The sequence below is a fragment of the Mucilaginibacter kameinonensis genome (assembly GCF_003675385.1).
Classification (GTDB): Bacteria; Bacteroidota; Bacteroidia; order Sphingobacteriales; family Sphingobacteriaceae; genus Mucilaginibacter; species Mucilaginibacter kameinonensis.
The window spans coordinates 1,386,947-1,405,194 of record NZ_RCWZ01000001.1 but is presented as its reverse complement, the minus strand read 5'-3'; the positions used below and the strand labels follow the sequence as shown (position 1 = coordinate 1,405,194).

General features: G+C 43.9%; 14 protein-coding genes. 4 read left to right on the top strand and 10 right to left on the bottom strand.

Annotated features, from left to right (window positions below):
• Nucleotides 1-49: 49 nt before the first annotated feature.
• The 4 genes from EAH55_RS06400 to EAH55_RS06385 form a co-directional block, all read right to left on the bottom strand.
• Entirely contained in the window at nt 50-1,411 is a 1,362-nt protein-coding gene (locus tag EAH55_RS06400) for a glycoside hydrolase family 27 protein (RefSeq protein ID WP_121808884.1), read from the bottom strand.
• 5 nt (nt 1,412-1,416) lie between these two features.
• Nucleotides 1,417-2,115 (bottom strand): L-ribulose-5-phosphate 4-epimerase, encoded by a 699-nt coding sequence (locus EAH55_RS06395; protein WP_114940093.1) that lies wholly within the window; start codon nt 2,113-2,115, stop codon nt 1,417-1,419.
• 7 nt (nt 2,116-2,122) lie between these two features.
• Nucleotides 2,123-3,829: a ribulokinase gene (locus tag EAH55_RS06390; RefSeq protein WP_121808883.1), complete on the bottom strand. Its 1,707-nt coding sequence runs from the start codon at nt 3,827-3,829 to the stop codon at nt 2,123-2,125.
• A gap of 528 nt (nt 3,830-4,357) precedes the next feature.
• The gene (locus EAH55_RS06385; protein WP_121808882.1) at nt 4,358-5,806 is read right to left on the bottom strand and encodes an arabinose isomerase; all 1,449 of its coding nucleotides are present in this window, start codon (nt 5,804-5,806) and stop codon (nt 4,358-4,360) included.
• A gap of 303 nt (nt 5,807-6,109) precedes the next feature.
• On the opposite strand from EAH55_RS06385, the gene EAH55_RS06375 reads away from it, so the two are divergent.
• Nucleotides 6,110-6,991, top strand: a complete 882-nt coding sequence (locus tag EAH55_RS06375) for an AraC family transcriptional regulator (RefSeq protein ID WP_121808880.1) — start codon at nt 6,110-6,112, stop codon at nt 6,989-6,991.
• Between the two features lie 138 nt (nt 6,992-7,129).
• Complete coding sequence (locus tag EAH55_RS06365; RefSeq protein ID WP_121808878.1) at nt 7,130-8,623, top strand: family 43 glycosylhydrolase; 1,494 nt, start codon at nt 7,130-7,132, stop codon at nt 8,621-8,623.
• A gap of 453 nt (nt 8,624-9,076) precedes the next feature.
• On the opposite strand, the gene EAH55_RS06360 is transcribed toward EAH55_RS06365, so the two are convergent.
• From EAH55_RS06360 to EAH55_RS06345, 4 genes are all read right to left on the bottom strand, one after another.
• On the bottom strand, nt 9,077-9,619 hold the full coding sequence (locus EAH55_RS06360) for a YbhB/YbcL family Raf kinase inhibitor-like protein (RefSeq protein WP_121808877.1): 543 nt from the start codon (nt 9,617-9,619) through the stop codon (nt 9,077-9,079).
• Nucleotides 9,620-9,706: 87 nt separating this feature from the next.
• On the bottom strand, nt 9,707-10,573 hold the full coding sequence (locus EAH55_RS06355) for a helix-turn-helix domain-containing protein (RefSeq protein ID WP_121808876.1): 867 nt from the start codon (nt 10,571-10,573) through the stop codon (nt 9,707-9,709).
• Between the two features lie 83 nt (nt 10,574-10,656).
• Nucleotides 10,657-11,472, bottom strand: a complete 816-nt coding sequence (locus tag EAH55_RS06350) for an alpha/beta hydrolase (RefSeq protein WP_244228099.1) — start codon at nt 11,470-11,472, stop codon at nt 10,657-10,659.
• Between the two features lie 156 nt (nt 11,473-11,628).
• The gene (locus EAH55_RS06345) at nt 11,629-12,303 is read right to left on the bottom strand and encodes an NAD-dependent epimerase/dehydratase family protein (RefSeq protein WP_121808874.1); all 675 of its coding nucleotides are present in this window, start codon (nt 12,301-12,303) and stop codon (nt 11,629-11,631) included.
• Nucleotides 12,304-12,444: 141 nt separating this feature from the next.
• Here EAH55_RS06345 and EAH55_RS06340 point away from each other — a divergent pair, with 141 nt between their 5' ends.
• Complete coding sequence (locus tag EAH55_RS06340) at nt 12,445-14,955, top strand: AsmA family protein (protein WP_121808873.1); 2,511 nt, start codon at nt 12,445-12,447, stop codon at nt 14,953-14,955.
• Nucleotides 14,956-15,290: 335 nt separating this feature from the next.
• Nucleotides 15,291-16,151: a sigma-70 family RNA polymerase sigma factor gene (locus tag EAH55_RS06335; RefSeq protein ID WP_091165711.1), complete on the top strand. Its 861-nt coding sequence runs from the start codon at nt 15,291-15,293 to the stop codon at nt 16,149-16,151.
• Between the two features lie 193 nt (nt 16,152-16,344).
• Here the strand turns inward: EAH55_RS06335 and EAH55_RS06330 are convergent, their stop codons facing one another.
• Together EAH55_RS06330 and carA are read right to left on the bottom strand one after the other, a co-directional pair.
• Nucleotides 16,345-16,845 (bottom strand): helix-hairpin-helix domain-containing protein, encoded by a 501-nt coding sequence (locus EAH55_RS06330; protein WP_121808872.1) that lies wholly within the window; start codon nt 16,843-16,845, stop codon nt 16,345-16,347.
• Nucleotides 16,846-16,968: 123 nt separating this feature from the next.
• Nucleotides 16,969-18,069, bottom strand: a complete 1,101-nt coding sequence (carA, locus tag EAH55_RS06325) for a glutamine-hydrolyzing carbamoyl-phosphate synthase small subunit (RefSeq protein WP_112575856.1) — start codon at nt 18,067-18,069, stop codon at nt 16,969-16,971.
• Between the last annotated feature and the right edge of the window lie 179 nt (nt 18,070-18,248).

The window sequence follows — 18,248 nt, the reverse complement described above, 5'->3', positions numbered from 1 at the left end:
CTATTTAGTGATTTATTGAATTAGCGAATTAGTGATTTAATGAATTGGTTTAGTTTTTTGGTGACAGTTTAAATAGTGCTGCACCATGTTTATTTATTTTTTGCTGATAGCCTGAGCTGTACTGGCCAACATCCTGCTTTTTCCACAAATCGCGTACGGTTACTTTACCTTTCAGGCCCAGATCTTTAAAATTCAGGGATACGGTTTTGTCGTCATCTCCAATATTGAAGAAGGCTGCATAAATGTCTTTACTGCCCGGAATCTGTGAATACCAGATCATAGCGCCATCTTTTTTGTACAGTTGTTTTGGATGTGCTCCTTTTTGATTTACCGCTATTACCTCGTCATTGGTAAATAGCTTCAACTCAAAATCACGGTTTTCGGGCAGGTTACCGCCAAGCATTAACGGCGACTGAAAGATGCTCCAGAAAGTCATGTGTGTAATCTCTTCATCCTGGGTGAAGCGGCTGAAACGTTCTTCGCCTACCGGCCCGCGTTTGCTCAGCTTTCCTATCTGGATCATATCGCAATCTGGCCAGTGACCGGGACCACTTACGCCTTCCCAGCTTTTAGCATAATCAAACATGTGCAGGATCTCTTTCCAGTTATCCCAAAAGTCATCGGCCATGCGCCACATATTGGCATATTTGGTAGCGTGTGCTGCTTGTGCAACCGGAGTTTCACCTGGCGACAGGCTCAGCACAACTGGTCTGCCGCATTGCTGAATCGCTTTCTGATAACCTTCAACCTCTGCATTGCTGTACGGGCGCGAAAGGTCATCTACCTTAATAAAATCTACTCCCCATGAAGCATAAAGCTCTAACAGCGAGTTCAGGTATTCCTGCGCGCCGGGCTTCTTCATATCCAAACCATACATATGGTTCATCCATGGGCATTTTGAGTTGGTATCGGCCACCATATCTGCAGTGATGCCATTGGTGCCTTTTATCGGCGATTTTGCCCAAACCGCCTGCCTCGGGATTCCTCGCATAACATGGATCCCAAATTTCAGGCCCTTGCTATGGATATAATCGCCAAGTGGTTTAAAGCCGTTACCACCAAAAGCCGATGGAAACTTATTTGGCTGTGGAGTTAACCTTCCCCATTTATCCATAGTTAACCATGGCACATATGAACCATCCTGTAAACGCAATTGAAAAGGGTTGCCAATATTGCTGCCCGGAGGATTATCATACGACCATAAAAAGTCAACCACTACATACTCCCAGCCATATTGTTTCAGATGATCGGCCATGTAATCGGCATTGGCTTTTACTTCATCTTCATGTACTGCCGAGCCAAAACAGTTATAACTGTTCCAGCCCATAGGTGGGGTTGCTGCAACTTGCGCCGATAAGCGGCTGCAGGCGAAAAAACAAAGCAGCAGGAAAAACAGGTTTATTTTTTTCATCAGGTTTATTGTCCGTAATATGAATCAGGTCCGTGTTTACGCTCGTAATGTTTTTTAATCAGCGCATCTTTTAAGCGGGGGGCGCTTCTGTCAATTTGCTCTGTAAGGTAGGCCATCTGGGCTACAGCTTCAAGTACGGCGCTGTTATAAACTGCTTTTTCGGCGGTTTTACCCCAGGTAAACGGTGCGTGATTACCTACCAGTACCATTTCAACTTCTTTGTAATCCAAACCTTTTTCTTCAAAGCATTCCATGATCTGGAAACCGGTTTGATACTCGTAGTTACCTTTGATCATTTCATCATTCATAGGTGGAGCACAGGGAATATCAACCGTTAAATGATCGGCGTGAGTAGTACCGAAGATAGGGATATCACGTTGAGACTGTGCCCAGGCAGTTCCGTAGGTAGAGTGCGTGTGCACAATACCATTGATACCATCCCAATGCTTGTAAAGTACGGCGTGGGTTTTGGTATCGCTTGACGGGCGAAGGTCACCTTCAATGGTATTGCCATCAAAATCAACAATCACCATTTTTTCTGGTGAAAGGTCTTCATAAGGTACACCGCTTGGTTTAATAGCGAATACACCTAATTCTCTGTCGGCAGCGCTTACGTTACCAAAGGTGAACAGCACAAGGCCAAGTTTAGGCAGCTGCATGTTGGCATTATAGGCACTAAGCCTAATATGATCATATTTACTCATTTCGTTATTATGCGTTTTGCAGTTCAGGATTATTTTTCAGGGCAACCTCAGCGGCAACAAACCGGCCTAATGTGCTGTATTGATTATAGCGTTGCTGATAAACCTCTTTCAGCGCAATGTTTGGCTCATAAACCACGTCAAACCCACGGCCCATGGCTGTCATGGCTTCTTCAATGGTGGGATAAATGCCCGCAACCACTGCCGCGAACATAGCCGCGCCCAAAGCACAGGTGTGTTTAAACTGGTGAATACGGATAGGCATACCCAAAACATCGGCCATCATTTGCATCACGAAAGATGATTTTTTTGCCACACCACCAATACCGATGATGCCTTTTACCGGGATCCCTTCGCTGATAAAACGATCAACGATACTCTTGGCTCCGAAACAGGTAGCCTCGGCCAGTGCACGGAATACCCTTGGCGCATCGCTGCCTAAACCCAGACCGGTAATAGCACCTTTTAATTCCTGGTTGGCATCCGGCGTACGCCTGCCGTTAAACCAATCAATAGCCAGCTCATTACTTTCATCAATTGGTAACAAAGCCGCTTGTCTGCTCAGTTCAGGGATGATCATCTCAGAAATTTCTTCTTTCAAAGCTTCGGCGGTAGCTGCGTCAATTACCTGCGATTGCGACAGCAGGTTGTTTAATGGCCAGGCCAGGATATTCTTGAACCAGGCATAAGTATCGCCAAAAGCCGACTGACCAGCCTCTAAACCTGTCATACCCGGAATAACCGAACCGTTAACCTGTCCGCAAATGCCGCGTACCAGTTTGCCCTCCATCTCTGCTGATGGGGCTACCAAAATATCGCAGGTTGATGTACCCATTACCTTACTCAGGTGATAAGGCTCAATCTGGCCGCCAACCGCGCCCATATGGGCGTCAAAAGCGCCGGTACCTACAATCACATCGGTTGAGAGTCCCAATATCTCCGCCCACTCCGCGCTAAGATTTCCGGCCGCTTCATCGGCAGTGTATGTGTCTTCATATAATTTATCCCTGAAACCAGCCAGCACCGGATCAAGGGAAACAAAAAATTCTTCGGGAGGCAAGCCATTAAACTCCTCTGCCCACAACGCTTTGTGACCTGCAGAGCAACGGCCGCGCTTAATATCCTTAACATCGGTACCACCGGTTAACAGGAACGGAATCCAGTCGCAATGCTCAACCCATGAGGCCGCGGCGTCACGTACTTGTGCATCAACCCTTAATACGTGTAATAACTTAGCCCAGAACCACTCCGACGAGTAGATGCCGCCAACGTATTTCAAATAATTGGTATCAAATTTTGTAGCATGCTCATTGATCTGCGCGGCTTCTTTAACCGAGGTGTGATCTTTCCAAAGCACAAACATGGCATTGGGATTTGTTTCAAAACCGGGGGTTAAAGCAAGCGGAGTTCCGGTCGCGTCAACAGCAACCGGGGTTGAGCCGGTAGTATCAACCGAGATACCTTTTATGTTTTTCGCGATGGCCTCGCCACCGGCTTGTGCAATACAATCTTTAATGGTGGCTTTAAGTCCGTCGATATAATCCTGCGGATGCTGACGGAATTGATTTTCGGCAGGTACGCAATACTTGCCATCGCGCCAGCGGGGATAATTAAATACTGATGATGCTATTTCTTCTCCGTTTGCGGCATTCACTATCACAGAACGCACAGAATCGGAACCATAATCGACACCGATCACTAATTGGTTATTGCTCATATAAAGATTTATAATTATTGTCGAAATAACACTTAATTATTGACAAAGAGAAATTTTATTTAAAAAATTATTCATGTAAAATCGATTATTAGGTTAGCAGAGATGTAAACCCTGTAAAAAAGTCATTACATAAGTAAATCAGACACAGAAAAGACTTGGAGAAAGGGCCAGCGGAGAGGCGATAATTAGTGTTATTTTAACAATATAAAAACATCATCCCGTAGCGGATTTGCTGTTTTGGAATGGTAAAACGTTTAATTTGGGAGATAATTAAATCATATCCTCATCATGCTTATGAGCAAAATGCGTGCTAAGCCAGTATCGCTTTTATTAACACGAGGCTCCTATGGAGCCCTAAAATTTTGCATTGCGGAAATTCTATAAACACGATACTCCTACGGAGTTGAAAAGCATATTGGCCAAAGCACTCCGTAGGAGTATCGTGTTTATAGTCAAAGAAATAACGGATTAAGGCTCCGTAGGTGCCTCGTAAATCAACGCACACTAAAAACCTTCATCTGCACGAGATCAGCAAACCTTCACTGTCTCCACTCCCAACAAATCACCCAGCTTTTTAATTTTTGATGCAATATGCCCCTTACCTACTGCACAATGGTGCGCGGGGCCATGCGAATTCCAGGTTTCTACAAAAGTCCTGGCACCGATTGCAAATTTGTAACGACTGTTGGTGTTCCCTATTTCCAGTATCGGCCCGGCAACAGATTCTGCTTCTGCTACCAGGAAAATGATTTTACCGCCCGCCGTTTCCACAACCGAGAGCATGGTAACAGGGCCATGACTCACCGACATCTCTACCGAAAGGCCATTACCAACCTTGCCATGATAAACCTGTAGCGGCTTTACTTTGATCTTCCCTTCGGCAATGGCCGGGTGACAGGGGCCATCATGTCCCATCAGCACCACATCATCGTTAAAGTCCATGGCGTAGTATTCGGTAAAGGAACCACCCGCGCCAAAACTGTCCATTATTTTCATGGCCTGGGCATTTTTGATCTCATACTCGCCTGCTACCGGAATACCTGCCGCCGTAAGCAGCGAATTCCCCAGGATCACCGAGCTCATGGTATCCTCATTAGCCGCATTGCCTGTTCCTTTATGATAGTAGGCCATGGAGCCAAGATTATATTTCGCCACCAGTTTATCCAAAGCAACAGCGGTTGTAGCGGCGCGTTCCAGTTCAAAATCCGAACAATCAGACTGGACATCAAACCGTTCGTGAAACTCTTTTAGCTTGTCTTTAACCTCAATCTCCTGAACTGTATCGCGTAAGCCCGATAGCTCATCAACCTCCATAATTTCAATATGGCCGCCAAATGTGGCGCACTGCAGCGTGAGGTCGGAATAGATATCCAGCATACCACCATAGTAATTGCCCATAATTCCCAATGTGTTGTGGTACATGGTGTTGGCCACTTTAGCCGCGGCTATCCACTCTTCTACCTGCTGCCAAACATGCGGATCGTTATGCAGCATGCCCGTTATTTGATAAAAAGGAATAGTGGCCCGTTTAAACACATTGGCTATTTCGGGTACCGGGCAAGCCGAGCAATAGGCCAGCCATTCGCCGGTCATGGCTGTGCGGTTTTGCATTTTGTTGAAAGCCGTGTAATCAATAGCCGCGCCCGGCGTAAGGTTCAGGATCACCACCGGAACTTTAGCTTTTTTTACAACGGGCAATACGGTGGATGATAACGCGTAAGTGGTAACGTATAAAAATATCAGGTCCACATCTTCCCGGCGAAAATGGCTGCCCGCTTCAAATGCCTTTTGCGGTGTATCAATAAGCCCGAGATTAACCACTCCCGAACCAAAACCGGCAAGCTTATCTGCTACCTCATCCACGTAACCCGATAGCCGCTGTTCAAGCCCTTCAAACTGATCCCAATAAGTATTAAGGCCGATACCGAAAAGTCCAATTTTAAGGCCTGGGGTTATTTGATTGCCGGAAGTATTCATTTTGTGGTTTATTGTTGCGTAATGGATGGATTTGACTGATAATTAGAAAGCTATAAACTTAATATTAATTTAGGTGTTGTTTAAAACAGGTTATTTTTTCACTTTAGGGGCGGCACATTCGGCTATACAATATACGCAGCGAATTTTTAAATGGACAGCAGCGTTATACAGCTTCTGAATAAACATCGTTTTTAAACAACTCATCATAATTTGGTGTGAGTCAAATATTGCCATATAAACCCTGGTACCAATACACATTTTGATATTTAAGATGTATTTATTGATGCCGGACAGCATTACCATATGATCAATTACTACAAATACCTGCCTGTAAGTAAGGAAGACGAAAACTGGGGACTATGCGTGTTAAATACCGGCTGTACCCATATTGAGGCCTCGGGCTCATACCCTGGCAAGGCACATCCCGCGCATCATAATTTTAACTGGAACACCGGCCGTGTACTGAACGAGTACCAGGTAATTTATATAACCCGGGGCAAAGGCCTTTTTGAATCAGACAGTTGCAAACGGATTGAAGTAAAGGCCGGCAGTGTAATAGTTTTGTTTCCGGGAGAGCGGCACCGTTATAAGCCTGATGAAAAAACCGGCTGGGATGAATACTGGATAGGCTTTAAGGGCGAAGTGATGGATAACCTGATCAACAAAAGTTTTTTTAAACCGGAAGCCCCGTGTCTTAGCATCGGTTTTAATGAAAGCATTTTTGGTCTCTTTAATAACATCATCGAAAAAACACAACAGGAAGATACCGGTTACCAGCCCCAGATCTCAGGCGCGGTGCTGCACCTGTTAGGAAGCTTTCATGCCGTGAGCAGACAAAACGCGGTGAGCGATGGCCGCGAAGTATTGATCAATGAAGCGAGGCTTCTTTTCCGCTCAAATATAACTGCCGATTTTTCACCGGAACAAGCTGCGTCTCAATTAGGCGTAGGTTATTCCTGGTTCAGAAAAGCCTTTAAAAGCCATACAGGGTTATCACCAGGCCAGTACTATATCCAGTTAAAAATAGATCGTGCAAAAGAATTACTGAATGATCCGTCTATCCCTATTAAACAGATTGCTTACGATCTGAGGTTCGAGTCGTATTTTTATTTCTCTAAACTGTTTAAAGAAAAAACCGGCATTGCCCCTACCGATTACCGGAAACGGGCGCAGGGAGATCTTTAAAACCAGCTATCATAAATGATAAACCTAATATCAAAAAGTGTAACCGGTACTTTTGCGTTCATTGATAGATTTGGGTCGATGATATAGCCGCTTTTCGCTGAAAATTTTAGCACCTGCAGTTCAGTAATAACAAAACCAATGAAAAAACTTATCCTGCTTAGCCTGTTGGCTGCCATTTTAACTGTCCGGTTCGCATCGGCGCAAAGCATTACAAATTTTGATAAAAACGGTAAGCAGATAACTAAATTCGATAACCTGGGCAACGCGGTTGACGCGCACGACGGCGAGATAGCCTTATTTAACGGCGTGTACTACCTGTACGGTACCAGTTATGATTGCGGTTTTGAATGGGGAAACAAAACGGCCCCCTTTTGCGGTTTTAAAACTTACTCATCAACCGATTTGCAACACTGGACCGACAGGGGATTTATGTTTGATGCCCAAACGCCCGTTTGGCAAAGCCGCTGCGATGGTAAAACCTATGGCTGCTTTAGGCCGCATGTTATCTATAATAAAAAAACAAAACGCTACGTACTGTGGATAAACGTTTATGATAACCGGGTTGGCTACCGGGTATTTACCAGCAAAACCCCGGTTGGGCCATTCATTGAAATTAAGGAGCCAACCCTTGCAGTAAACAGCGAAATGCCGGTTGCAGGTTTAAACAATGGCGACCATGATACTTTTGTTGATGACGATGGCACAGCCTATTTAGCGTATACCGACTGGCGAACAAAAGGCAGTATCGTTATTGAAAAATTAAGCGCCGACTATTTAACCGGAACCGGGCAGTATGTAAAATCGGTTACTACTGGTAATACCGAAGCACCGGCATTGTTCAAGCGTAAAGGCAAATATTATCTTATTTACTCCGACCCTAATTGTGGTTATTGTTCGGGCACCGGGGCTTCTTACCGTACTGCATCGTCGCCATTGGGGCCATGGTCAGATGGGATCAAGATCAGTGATAACTCCTGCGGCGGGCAACCCTCGTTTGTATCAACCATTAAACTGGATTCAGAAACGATTTTCCTTTTCGGCAGCGATTTGTGGAACAACGCGGCCAAAAACGAAGCCCTTGCAAATTTTTACTGGGCACCGCTCAGCTTTGCCGCCGATGGCTCCATCAACCCCATGGAGTGCCAGCAAACAGCAAATTTTACCAGGAACCCCAGCCCGGTAAAACCAACTGAAGATTTTATAACCGGGTGCGACATTGGCAAAAATGTACAGCGTGCGCAAATTTTTACGGCAAGCAGGAACGGCAATTTAGCCAGCATCAGTTTTGCTACTTTTCAAACAGGGCATCCCGATTCCGGTCTGGCTATTGAGGTATTTGAACTTAATAATACCGGATCACCAACAGGTAAAGCATTGGCTTCCGTTACTTTACCTGCTGATTCTGTTTCATGGTCGGCCAGGAACGTTATTGTAAAGACAAATATTCCTGTTACCGTCGGTAAGCGATACGCTGTCGTTATACAATCGGCCACTACCAAAGGCTGCTATGGCTTTGCCTATAATGATCTGTTAACTGATCCTAATAATGTATCGTTAATAAGTAATGATAATGGAGCGAGCTTTTCGGCAGAAAAAAGCAGGTTGCTTAAATTGCAGGTTGTGATTCGGTAGTTAACCTCCTACAATTACCAGCATTTGATCACATGATTTGTTTATTGCCACCGACGACGTGTGCCCCCGTTATTATGCACCAGAGGTGCTACCTGTTTGTAGAATAAGGTTTGCAACGCAGTATTGTGCGCCGGTAGGTGCTACCCTGACGCAGAAAATATCTACATCGCGAGGGTAGCCTCTACGAGGCAAAGCGTCTTCACCACTCTTTCGCTACAAATAGGTATCCCCTACGGGGAATTAGAAAGCCATAAACCCTGTTCATCCTGGCGCAGGTTCAAGCGTAGACGCTTAATCGTGCAACTGGTAAGGGTGCGGGATTGTGCGATTCCCCTCTTGAGAGGGGAGGAGGGGTGTGTTTCTGCTTTGATAAGTTAATTGCATAAACACACCCCTGCAACTACACATTCCACCGCGCCCCCTCTCAAGAGGGGATTTAAAAAAACAAGTCGCTTATCTTTTCATATAAACCATTAACGAAGCCTTAGCTAACGATTGCTTACCCAGCATGTAACCGGTTAAAGCCGCGGTTGAAGCTTGCGTTGTGCCCAGTTTGGCTGTTTTTAAAGCATATACGGTGATAAGATACCGGTGGTCGCCCTCGCCAACGCCGGGGCATGGGCCCTGGTAACCGGGTACGCCTACATCGTTAATACTTTGCAGGCTGCCTTGCGGAGCTAAACCACTTTTTACGTCGCCCGCGCCTTGCTTAAGTTCATGAATATTTGCGGGAATATCTACAACAACCCAATGCCAGAACCCGCTTCCGGTTGGGGCGTCCGCATCGTACATGGTTATGGCAAAGCTTTGGGTGCCCTCCGGTGCGTTAACCCAGCTTAGTTGCGGCGATTTATTGCCGCCATTGCATCCAAAATTACCGGCAATAAACTCATTGCTGAACTGTCCGCCTAAATCGGCACTTTTTAAAGTAAACGTTTGTGAACATGCAGCCTTAGCTATAAAAAAGCTGATGAATAGAGAGAAAATCGTTTTCATAATAACAGTATTTAATTACGCTACAAAGTTGGCCTTGCGGGCGTTCACACTGTTATTGCAAACGGTTCAAATAGTAGTGCAAGCGGCTCAAACTACAATTTGCTGACCGTAAGCCGCCGGGGTAACCCCGAACTTTTTCTTAAAAGCTGTATTAAAATTCGACAGGTTTTCGTAACCGAAAGTGCCGTAAAGCTCACTTGCCCTGCGCCCACTCTTTAGCTCAATGCAGGCAGCTTCCAGTTTCCTTTCGCGGATATATTTTTGCGGCGACAGGCCATAAGCTTTCTCAAAATCCCGTTTGAATGACGACAGGCTACGATTGGCCAGAAAAGCCAATTCATCAAGAGTGAGGTTATTAAACAGGTTATTTTCGACCAGTTTTTGCAGCGATAAACCGGTATTGTTATGCTCGCTACCAAGTAAGGTCGTCAACTGAGTTGGGTATAATTCATAAATGATAAGCAGCAACTCCTCCAGTTTATGCAGCGCTACCGGGTATGAAAGCTGCTGCTGCCCGTCAACCAAAGTCCGGATACCCCGGAGGTATTCATTAAGGTAAGCGGTGTTTGAAAAAAGCAAATAAGGCGAACCATCAGCTTGCGTATTTTTTGTGGAAAGACCATGCTTAGCAAAAAATTCTGTAATCAGCCGCTGCGGAAAGAAGACGATAAAACTACTGTAAAGCACATCATTTGAAGTCCCGTTTACGGTATGCTCCGCGATAAGAGTATTACCTTCGGGAATCAGCAAACCTTGTCCTGGCCTGATGATGGTACAATCGGCATGACGATAAAGCTCTTTTTGCCCGTTAAGCACAAAGCTTACGGCGCATTGGTTAAAAATCACCTGGTTTCTGAGCAGGCTGCCGCGCTCCTGGTAGTACACAAAAGAGATCTCACCCGCTTTAATTTGCGGCTTATCTTTTACTGCTCCGGGTACGGTAATGGCTTCCATTTAATGATCGATAGCGTAAAACTAACAAAAAAGCGGAACGGCCAATCGCCGGTTCCGCTTAAAACTGTAACAAAAACTATCTTTTACTTAACGCTGTTTGCCGCCTCGATAATTACTTTGGCAACAGCCTCGGGTTGCGAAATAAATATGACGTGGCTGCCTTTAACCTCGGTTATTTTAGCTCCGGCACGTTTATACATGGTACGCTCAACATCAGGCACTATACTTTTATCTTCGGTAGCTACTATGCCATAGCTCGGCTTGGTTTTCCAGGCGGCTTCGGTAATAGGGGTTATAAAACATTGAACAGAGGTTGGCCCTTGTGAAGCAAACATAAAGTCGGCCTCGGCCTGGCTCAAATCGCCGGCAAACCCACCATGAAATTTAGCTTTATCATAGTAAACAAAGCCTTTATCGTCTGGCGGCAAAATTCCGTTTTCGGGAGCGGGAGGTGCAGATTGTACCCATTTTATGGTGTTCTCGCCTTTATCCGGAGCAAAAGCGGCAATGTAAACCAAGGCCACTACTTTTGAATTATTCCCGGCTTCGGTAATTACTGTACCGCCATAGGAGTGGCCAACCAAAACTGTGGGGCCGTCCTGTTTGTCCAGGATCCGGTTAGCCGCGTCAACATCATCCTTAAGCGAGGTTAAGGGATTTTGAACTACGGTAACATTGTAGCCTTTTTTAGTAAGGATATTGTACACGGCTTGAAAGCCCGAGCCATCGGCAAAGGCGCCATGTACCAATACAATGTTTTTAACAGGTGTGCCCTGCGCGCTTGCTTTAAAGGTAAGGGCAAATAAACTGCCTGATAAAACTACTGCCGCAATTAAATATTTATTTAAGCGGGCTTTCATTGATTTGGCTTTCATGTTGTTTTTGAGTTTAGTTTTCACAAATGATGTGTTGATTAATGTTACTAACCTCACTAACCCAAACCTCACACCAAAAACACAAACAACTATATTACAACACCTTACAACAAAAAACCATAAACCACAATAACGATATATCGGATTTACACGACGATGCTATCCGTATATCATAACCCGCTATTCGTTGGCCAGCGCCACAATATCTTTCCCGTCCAGGATCCAGCGCCCCGTTCCCCGGTTCGCGGTATTAATCATGGCTTCGCCAACTTCCTCCAGTGTAATAAAACCTTTAGGGTAAATAAGCCTGCCGAGGGGATACATCCAGCTGATGTATTTATAAAAAGACAGCGTATTTTTTGCGCCTTTAAAGCTTTTCATAAATCCCGGCCTGAAGTTAAAGACCTGTTTAAAGGGCAGCTTCATCAAATCGTTCTCAGTTTTGCCTTTTACGCGTGCCCACATGCTGCGGCCGGTTTCCGTACTATCGGTACCTGCCCCGGATATGTAGCAAAAGGTCATATCCGGATTAACACGGCTCAGTATCTCGGCAACATGCATGGTAAGCAGGTAGGTTACTTTGTAATAAGCCTCTTCACTCATACCTACCGACGAAACCCCTAAACAAAAAAAGCAGGCATTATAACCTTGCAGATGGCTTTCTATGGGCGTAAGGTTAAAGAAATCGGCGTGAATAATTTCTTTGAGCTTAGGATGCGTAACGCCGCTTGGTTTACGGTTAATGATCAATACCTCTTCAACCTTATTGCTCAGCAAACATTGGTGTAGTACCCCCTCGCCTACCATACCGGTAGCGCCTGTAATAATTACCTTTATTTTATTAGTTGTTTCCATGATAATGATGTAGCCGATTATACATTTAAAATATTGTATCTTATTGCAGATTTATTTACCTATTCCTATACCGTGTGTTAATTATATGTTACAATACAAACAATTATATAACCATAACGCTTTAACAATAAATTAGTTGAAATGCCGAAATGGTTAAAGATAACCTTAAAGATCGCCGGAGCGTTCGTGGGTTTAATTATAATTTTATTTATCGCCCTTACTGTTTATGTTAATTATAATAAGCAGAAAGTGCTTGCTATGATCACCTCCGAACTTAACAAAAACCTGAACGGCACACTCACTATAGGCACTATCAACCCTACATTGTTTAAGGGGTTTCCGGGCGTATCTGTTGAACTGAAAGATGTGGTACTGAGAGATAACCGCTGGGCCCAGCATCATCATACTTTACTTACCGCAAAAGATTTTGAAGTATCGGTTAATGCCTCGGCGTTGCTTAAAGGCGAGGTGGTGATCAATAAAATAGATATCAGCAATGCCGATATCGACCTGTTTACCGATAGCACCGGCTACAGCAATACAGCTATATTTAAAGCAAAACCTAAGGTTGAAAAAGACCCAAAAGAAAAACAAACCAGCTCATCAACACAAATCAAACGTTTTTCCTTAAACAAAGTGAACTTTGTGGTTGATGACCGCCACGCTTATAAACTGTTCAAATTTGCTGTTAATGATATCCAGGGCCACATGGATTATCCTGCCAAAGGATGGAATGCTGATATCGATCTGAATACCATGGCAAACAGCTTTTCCTTTAATACAAAAAAAGGAAGCTTCATGAAAAACAGGCTTTTAAAAGGCCACTTTGATATCAGCTACGACGATGATTCGCAGATCATAAACCTTGCACCCAATACACTTAACATTGGCGATAACCCCTTCACGGTTGGCGCGCAGTTTAACCTTAAATCTCCGCAAACAGATTTTACTATTAACCTCAAGGTTGACGATATTTTGTGGAATGATGCTGCCAACCTACTGGCTGCCAATATCACCAAAAGCCTCAAAATGTTCGATCTGAAAAAACCTATTGATGTAACCTGCGACCTGAAGGGAAGTTTTGGAGGCGGCGGTGATCCATCCATTTACGTTACGGCCAAGGTAAAAAACAACGTTTTGAAAACCCAGGGCGGCACTATTGAAAACTGTAGTTTTAATGGTGTATTCAGCAACAACTATATCAATGGCAAAGGGCTAAATGACGATAATTCGGTTATCAAACTTTATCATTTTAACGGTTATTACAAAGATATTCCGTTTACAATTGATACCGCGTTCATCAACAACCTGAACACGCCGGTGGCAACAGGCATTTTTCGTTCACGCTTTCCGGTTACCAAACTTAACCCGGTTATTGGCGATGAAAGCCTGAAATTTACCAAAGGCATTGCCGACCTGAAGCTGGCCTATAAAGCTGATATTGTGAATTTTAAATTCACCAAACCCTTTGTTACCGGGAATGTGGATATTAAAAACGCGGATGTAGAATACCTGCCACGTGGCCTGGTATTTAAAAACAATTCCATCGCTTTAAAATTTACCGAGAAGGATCTTTATATCAATAACATCCGCCTGCAAAATGGCAGCAGTATAGTTTATATGCAGGGCAAGGTGAGCAACTTTTTAAACCTGTATTATACCGATCCGGAAAAGATCCTGATCGTATGGCAGATCACCAGTCCGCAGATCCGCCTTGGCGAATTTTTGGGTTTCCTGAACAACCGCGGATACGAAATCAGTGCCGGCCATAGCGGGTCGGGCAAAAAGATGTCGAATGCTAAGATCACCAGTCAACTTAATACCGCGTTTGATAAAGGGCAGGCCGAGCTCCATTTACGTTTGGCAAAAGTTTACTACAAAAAGTTTTTAGCCACCGATGTGAATGCAGACATCCTGCTGGCCGACAACACCATGAAGATGCGCAATGTGAGCCTCAAAAGTTCGGGCGGAACATTGAATTTAAGCGGATTGGTATTGCAGGGGCCAACCAATAGTTTTGCTATCAGCACAACTATTAACAACGTAAATACTAATACCTTCTTTGCGTCGTTTAACAACTTCGGTCTCAAGGATTTCACCAGCGATAACTTGCGTGGTTTCCTTTCGGCAAGAGTGGATATTAAAGGCGGGATCAAAAATACCGGCGATCTGGTACCAAAATCAATCAAAGGCTTTGCCCAGGTTAATTTAAAAGACGGTGCACTGGTCAATTTCGCCCCGATAAAAAGCGTAGGCAAGTTCGCTTTCCCTTTCCGCGATTTGGACAATATCACTTTTGGCGATTTGAAAGCCAGATTTGATCTTGACGGCGATAAGATAAAGATCGCCCCTATGCAAATCAATTCGAGCGTTTTGAATATGGATGTAGAGGGAACCTATTCGCTATCACGGGGCACCAACATTGCACTGGATGTTCCGTTACGGAACCCGAAAAACGACAGCAAGATTGAGGACGAGGCCGAACGAAACAAAAAACGAATGAAAGGTATTGTTTTACATATCCTTGCCACCGACGGCGATGACGGTAAAATAAAGATAAAATGGAATAAAAATCACAAAAAAACCAAGCAGGATGATGACGACCAGAAGACAGACGATAAGCAGCAAACACCGGAACCAGCGCAAGATTAATAAAAATTCACATAATCTTCACTTTAACCGTTGTTTCATGGTGTTGAAATGACACTATAATAGCAAATAAATGCTTACCTTTGTGCTGTTCATTATAAGGTAATATGTTGATTAAACATTTATTGGTTAGCACATTATTTTAAAACTTTTAAACCGCTCGTTCCTTACAGCAATAATATCAGTAGAAAACCCTCGTTTTAAATATTAAATACTTATCCCGGGTTCACAAATAAAGAAGGAAGCAAAGTTTAATGTAGTATGTTTTAACTCCGGTTGTTTAACCTGGCACAAGTATCTTATTGAACCGTTTTTAGCTTAATAATCTGTATTAAAAAATGAGACAACTTAAAATATCCCAATCAATCACTAACCGTGAATCAGCATCGCTCGAAAAATACCTGCACGATATTGGCAAGGTAGATTTGATCACAGCTGAGGAGGAAGTGATCCTGGCGCAAAAGATTCGTGAGGGCGACCAGGTAGCGTTAGAACGTTTGACAAAAACTAACCTTCGCTTTGTGGTATCGGTTGCTAAGCAGTACCAAAACCAGGGCCTTACCCTGGGCGACTTAATAAACGAGGGAAACCTTGGCCTGATCAAAGCGGCAAAACGCTTTGACGAAACTAAAGGTTTTAAATTTATTTCATATGCCGTATGGTGGATCCGTCAGTCAATTCTGTCGGCCATTGCCGAGCAATCACGTATTGTGCGTTTACCATTGAACCAAATTGGTTCATTAAGTAAGATTCATAAAGCCGCTTCAAAACTGGAGCAGGAGTACGAAAGGCAACCAACACCTGAAGAACTTGCAGACAACCTTGAAATTTCGGTTGATAAAATTGCCGATTCAATGAATAATGCAGGTCGTCAGATTTCAATGGACGCGCCTTTTATCCAGGGTGAAGAAAATACTTTACTTGACGTGTTGGCCAGCTCTGATGCTGCAACCGATACTGAAGTAATGGCCGATTCATTATCGCAGGAAATTAAACGTTCGTTAGGTATCCTTGCCGAACGCGACCGTGAAGTACTGATGTTATTTTTTGGCCTTGGAGGTCATGCGCCACATTCATTAGAGGAAATAGGTGAAAAATTTGATTTGACCCGCGAACGCGTTCGCCAGTTGAAAGACAAGGCTTTGATGCGTTTACGTCACAACTCAAAATCAAACCTGTTGCAATCATACTTAAACTAATCCAGGATATATCCGCCTGAGTTTTTATACCAAAAACGCGAATGATTTACTCATTCGCGTTTTTTTGTGGGGTAAAAAGTTGTGTCATTGCGAGGAACGAAGCAATCGCATGCTATACAGAGCCGCTCTGCTTTCGTGCGGTTGCCATGCTTCGCAATGACATATTTTTTTACTAATCAAATACAACGACACTCTACTTCCCACCAACAAAATCTTTTTGCTTATTGCGGTATTGCGGCAGCTCATACCAGGCTTTTGCCGGTCTATTTGCGGGGAAGCCGTGTTCTGCCCGGTAGGCTTTTCGTTCGGCAGTAAAATCCCACCAGTTTTTGCCGGTGTCACCATGTTTTATATAATGAGCAAGCAACCGATATGAGTCCTCTACACAAGGGTCGGCCCAGGCGCCAACATGACGCTCAAAAGCATTAAATAACTCAACCGGGTCTTTGCCCTTTAACTGTTCTAACGAGTAATACCCTTGCTGCATCAGCTCGGTAGCAAAGTTGATCCCCAATGACGGAATACTTTGAAATTCAATAAGCGCGTTAATTTCTTTTGCACGTTCGGCATCTGCATTTAATATCATCGCCACTTCGTCGGGGGCAAAAGTAGTGAGGTCAGAAATCTTAGTTTTTTGAGCCCTGAGCAGCGCCTTCTCTTCGGCATTTAAGAGCAGATTAATTGATTTCTTCATAATTTAGGTAGATATAACAACTAAGTTAAAAAGGAATCCTGAGAAACAAAAAAAGCCTTTCTAAATAGAAAGGCTTTTATATATCATCTGCACATTTAAAATCTGCACATCTGTAATCAAAATTTATTTCATCGATTTGATAAAATCATCAAACAAATACCTTGAATCGTGCGGGCCAGGTGAAGATTCAGGGTGATATTGTACCGAGAATGCCTTTTTACCTTTTACACGGATCCCTTCTATCGACTGGTCGTTCAGGTTAACGTGAGTAATCTCTACTTTATCCGAAGCACGTACCGCCTCAGGCACTACACCAAAACCGTGGTTTTGTGAAGTAACCTCGCAATGGTTAATGATGATATTTTTTACCGGGTGGTTTAAGCCACGGTGTCCGTTAAACATTTTTTGAGTTGGGATGTCATTAGCCAAAGCCAGCAGCTGGTGACCTAAACAAATACCAAACATTGGTTTATCGGCAGCTAAAATTTCTTTTACTGTTTCAACCGCGTAAGGCATAGCAGCCGGATCGCCAGGGCCATTTGAAATGAAATAACCAGTAGGCGCAAAATCCTTTTCCATTTCGGCATAAGTTGTTTTAGCCGGGAACACTTTTGCATAAACCTCGCGCGAATCAAAATTGCGAAGGATATTTTTCTTTACACCAAGGTCAAGCACAGCTACACGGTAAGGAGCATCTTCGCTACCAAAAGTATAAGTTTCGGTAGTTGATACCTGCGATGAAAGCTCCAGGCCATCCATTGAAGGCACCAGGTCAAGTTTTGCTTTCAACTCATCCAGATCCAATATTTCTGACGAGATAATAGCATTCATAGCGCCTTTATCACGAATGTGGCGAACAAGCTGGCGGGTATCGATATCAGAAATACCTACAATGTTTTGTTCCTGGAAATAATCCTGTATCGATTCATCAGCCTGTTTACGGCTGTAGGCGATGTTATAGTTTTTACAAACAAGACCAGCAATCTGGATCCTGCCCGATTCAACCTCTTCATTAGCAATACCGTAGTTACCAATGTGCGCATTGGTGGTTACCATAATTTGCCCAAAGTATGAAGGGTCGGTAAAAATTTCCTGGTAGCCGGTCATGCCGGTATTAAAACAAATCTCGCCGGTGGTAGTACCCATTTTGCCAGCAGCTTTACCATAAAAAACGGTACCGTCAGCAAGCAGCAATATAGCCGGTAGTTTGGTGAAATAGTTCATCGCTTAAAAAAATTGAAAGGGTTAAATGATCGGATTGCCTGGTTCAAAGCCCCGTGAAAACTGATAGAAATAATGAAGTAAGGAACTTCCGGATTCACGGCGCAAAAGTAAGATTTTATTTCGGATTTCGAATATGGGATTTCGGATTTTTTTTATTTCGGATTTTTTATTGAAGAATA

Excerpts from the sequence above, each read along its gene's own strand:
- EAH55_RS06345 (WP_121808874.1), bottom strand. The coding sequence starts at position 12,303 with ATGGAAACAACTAATAAAATAAAGGTAATTATTACAGGCGCTACCGGT.
- EAH55_RS06365 (WP_121808878.1), top strand. The coding sequence starts at position 7,130 with ATGAAAAAACTTATCCTGCTTAGCCTGTTGGCTGCCATTTTAACTGTC.
- EAH55_RS06385 (WP_121808882.1), bottom strand. The coding sequence starts at position 5,806 with ATGAATACTTCCGGCAATCAAATAACCCCAGGCCTTAAAATTGGACTT.
- EAH55_RS06355 (WP_121808876.1), bottom strand. The coding sequence starts at position 10,573 with ATGGAAGCCATTACCGTACCCGGAGCAGTAAAAGATAAGCCGCAAATT.
- EAH55_RS06395 (WP_114940093.1), bottom strand. The coding sequence starts at position 2,115 with ATGAGTAAATATGATCATATTAGGCTTAGTGCCTATAATGCCAACATG.
- carA (WP_112575856.1), bottom strand. The coding sequence starts at position 18,069 with ATGAACTATTTCACCAAACTACCGGCTATATTGCTGCTTGCTGACGGT.
- EAH55_RS06400 (WP_121808884.1), bottom strand. The coding sequence starts at position 1,411 with ATGAAAAAAATAAACCTGTTTTTCCTGCTGCTTTGTTTTTTCGCCTGC.
- EAH55_RS06340 (WP_121808873.1), top strand. The coding sequence starts at position 12,445 with ATGCCGAAATGGTTAAAGATAACCTTAAAGATCGCCGGAGCGTTCGTG.
- EAH55_RS06335 (WP_091165711.1), top strand. The coding sequence starts at position 15,291 with ATGAGACAACTTAAAATATCCCAATCAATCACTAACCGTGAATCAGCA.
- EAH55_RS06360 (WP_121808877.1), bottom strand. The coding sequence starts at position 9,619 with ATGAAAACGATTTTCTCTCTATTCATCAGCTTTTTTATAGCTAAGGCT.
- EAH55_RS06390 (WP_121808883.1), bottom strand. The coding sequence starts at position 3,829 with ATGAGCAATAACCAATTAGTGATCGGTGTCGATTATGGTTCCGATTCT.
- EAH55_RS06330 (WP_121808872.1), bottom strand. The coding sequence starts at position 16,845 with ATGAAGAAATCAATTAATCTGCTCTTAAATGCCGAAGAGAAGGCGCTG.
- EAH55_RS06375 (WP_121808880.1), top strand. The coding sequence starts at position 6,110 with ATGATCAATTACTACAAATACCTGCCTGTAAGTAAGGAAGACGAAAAC.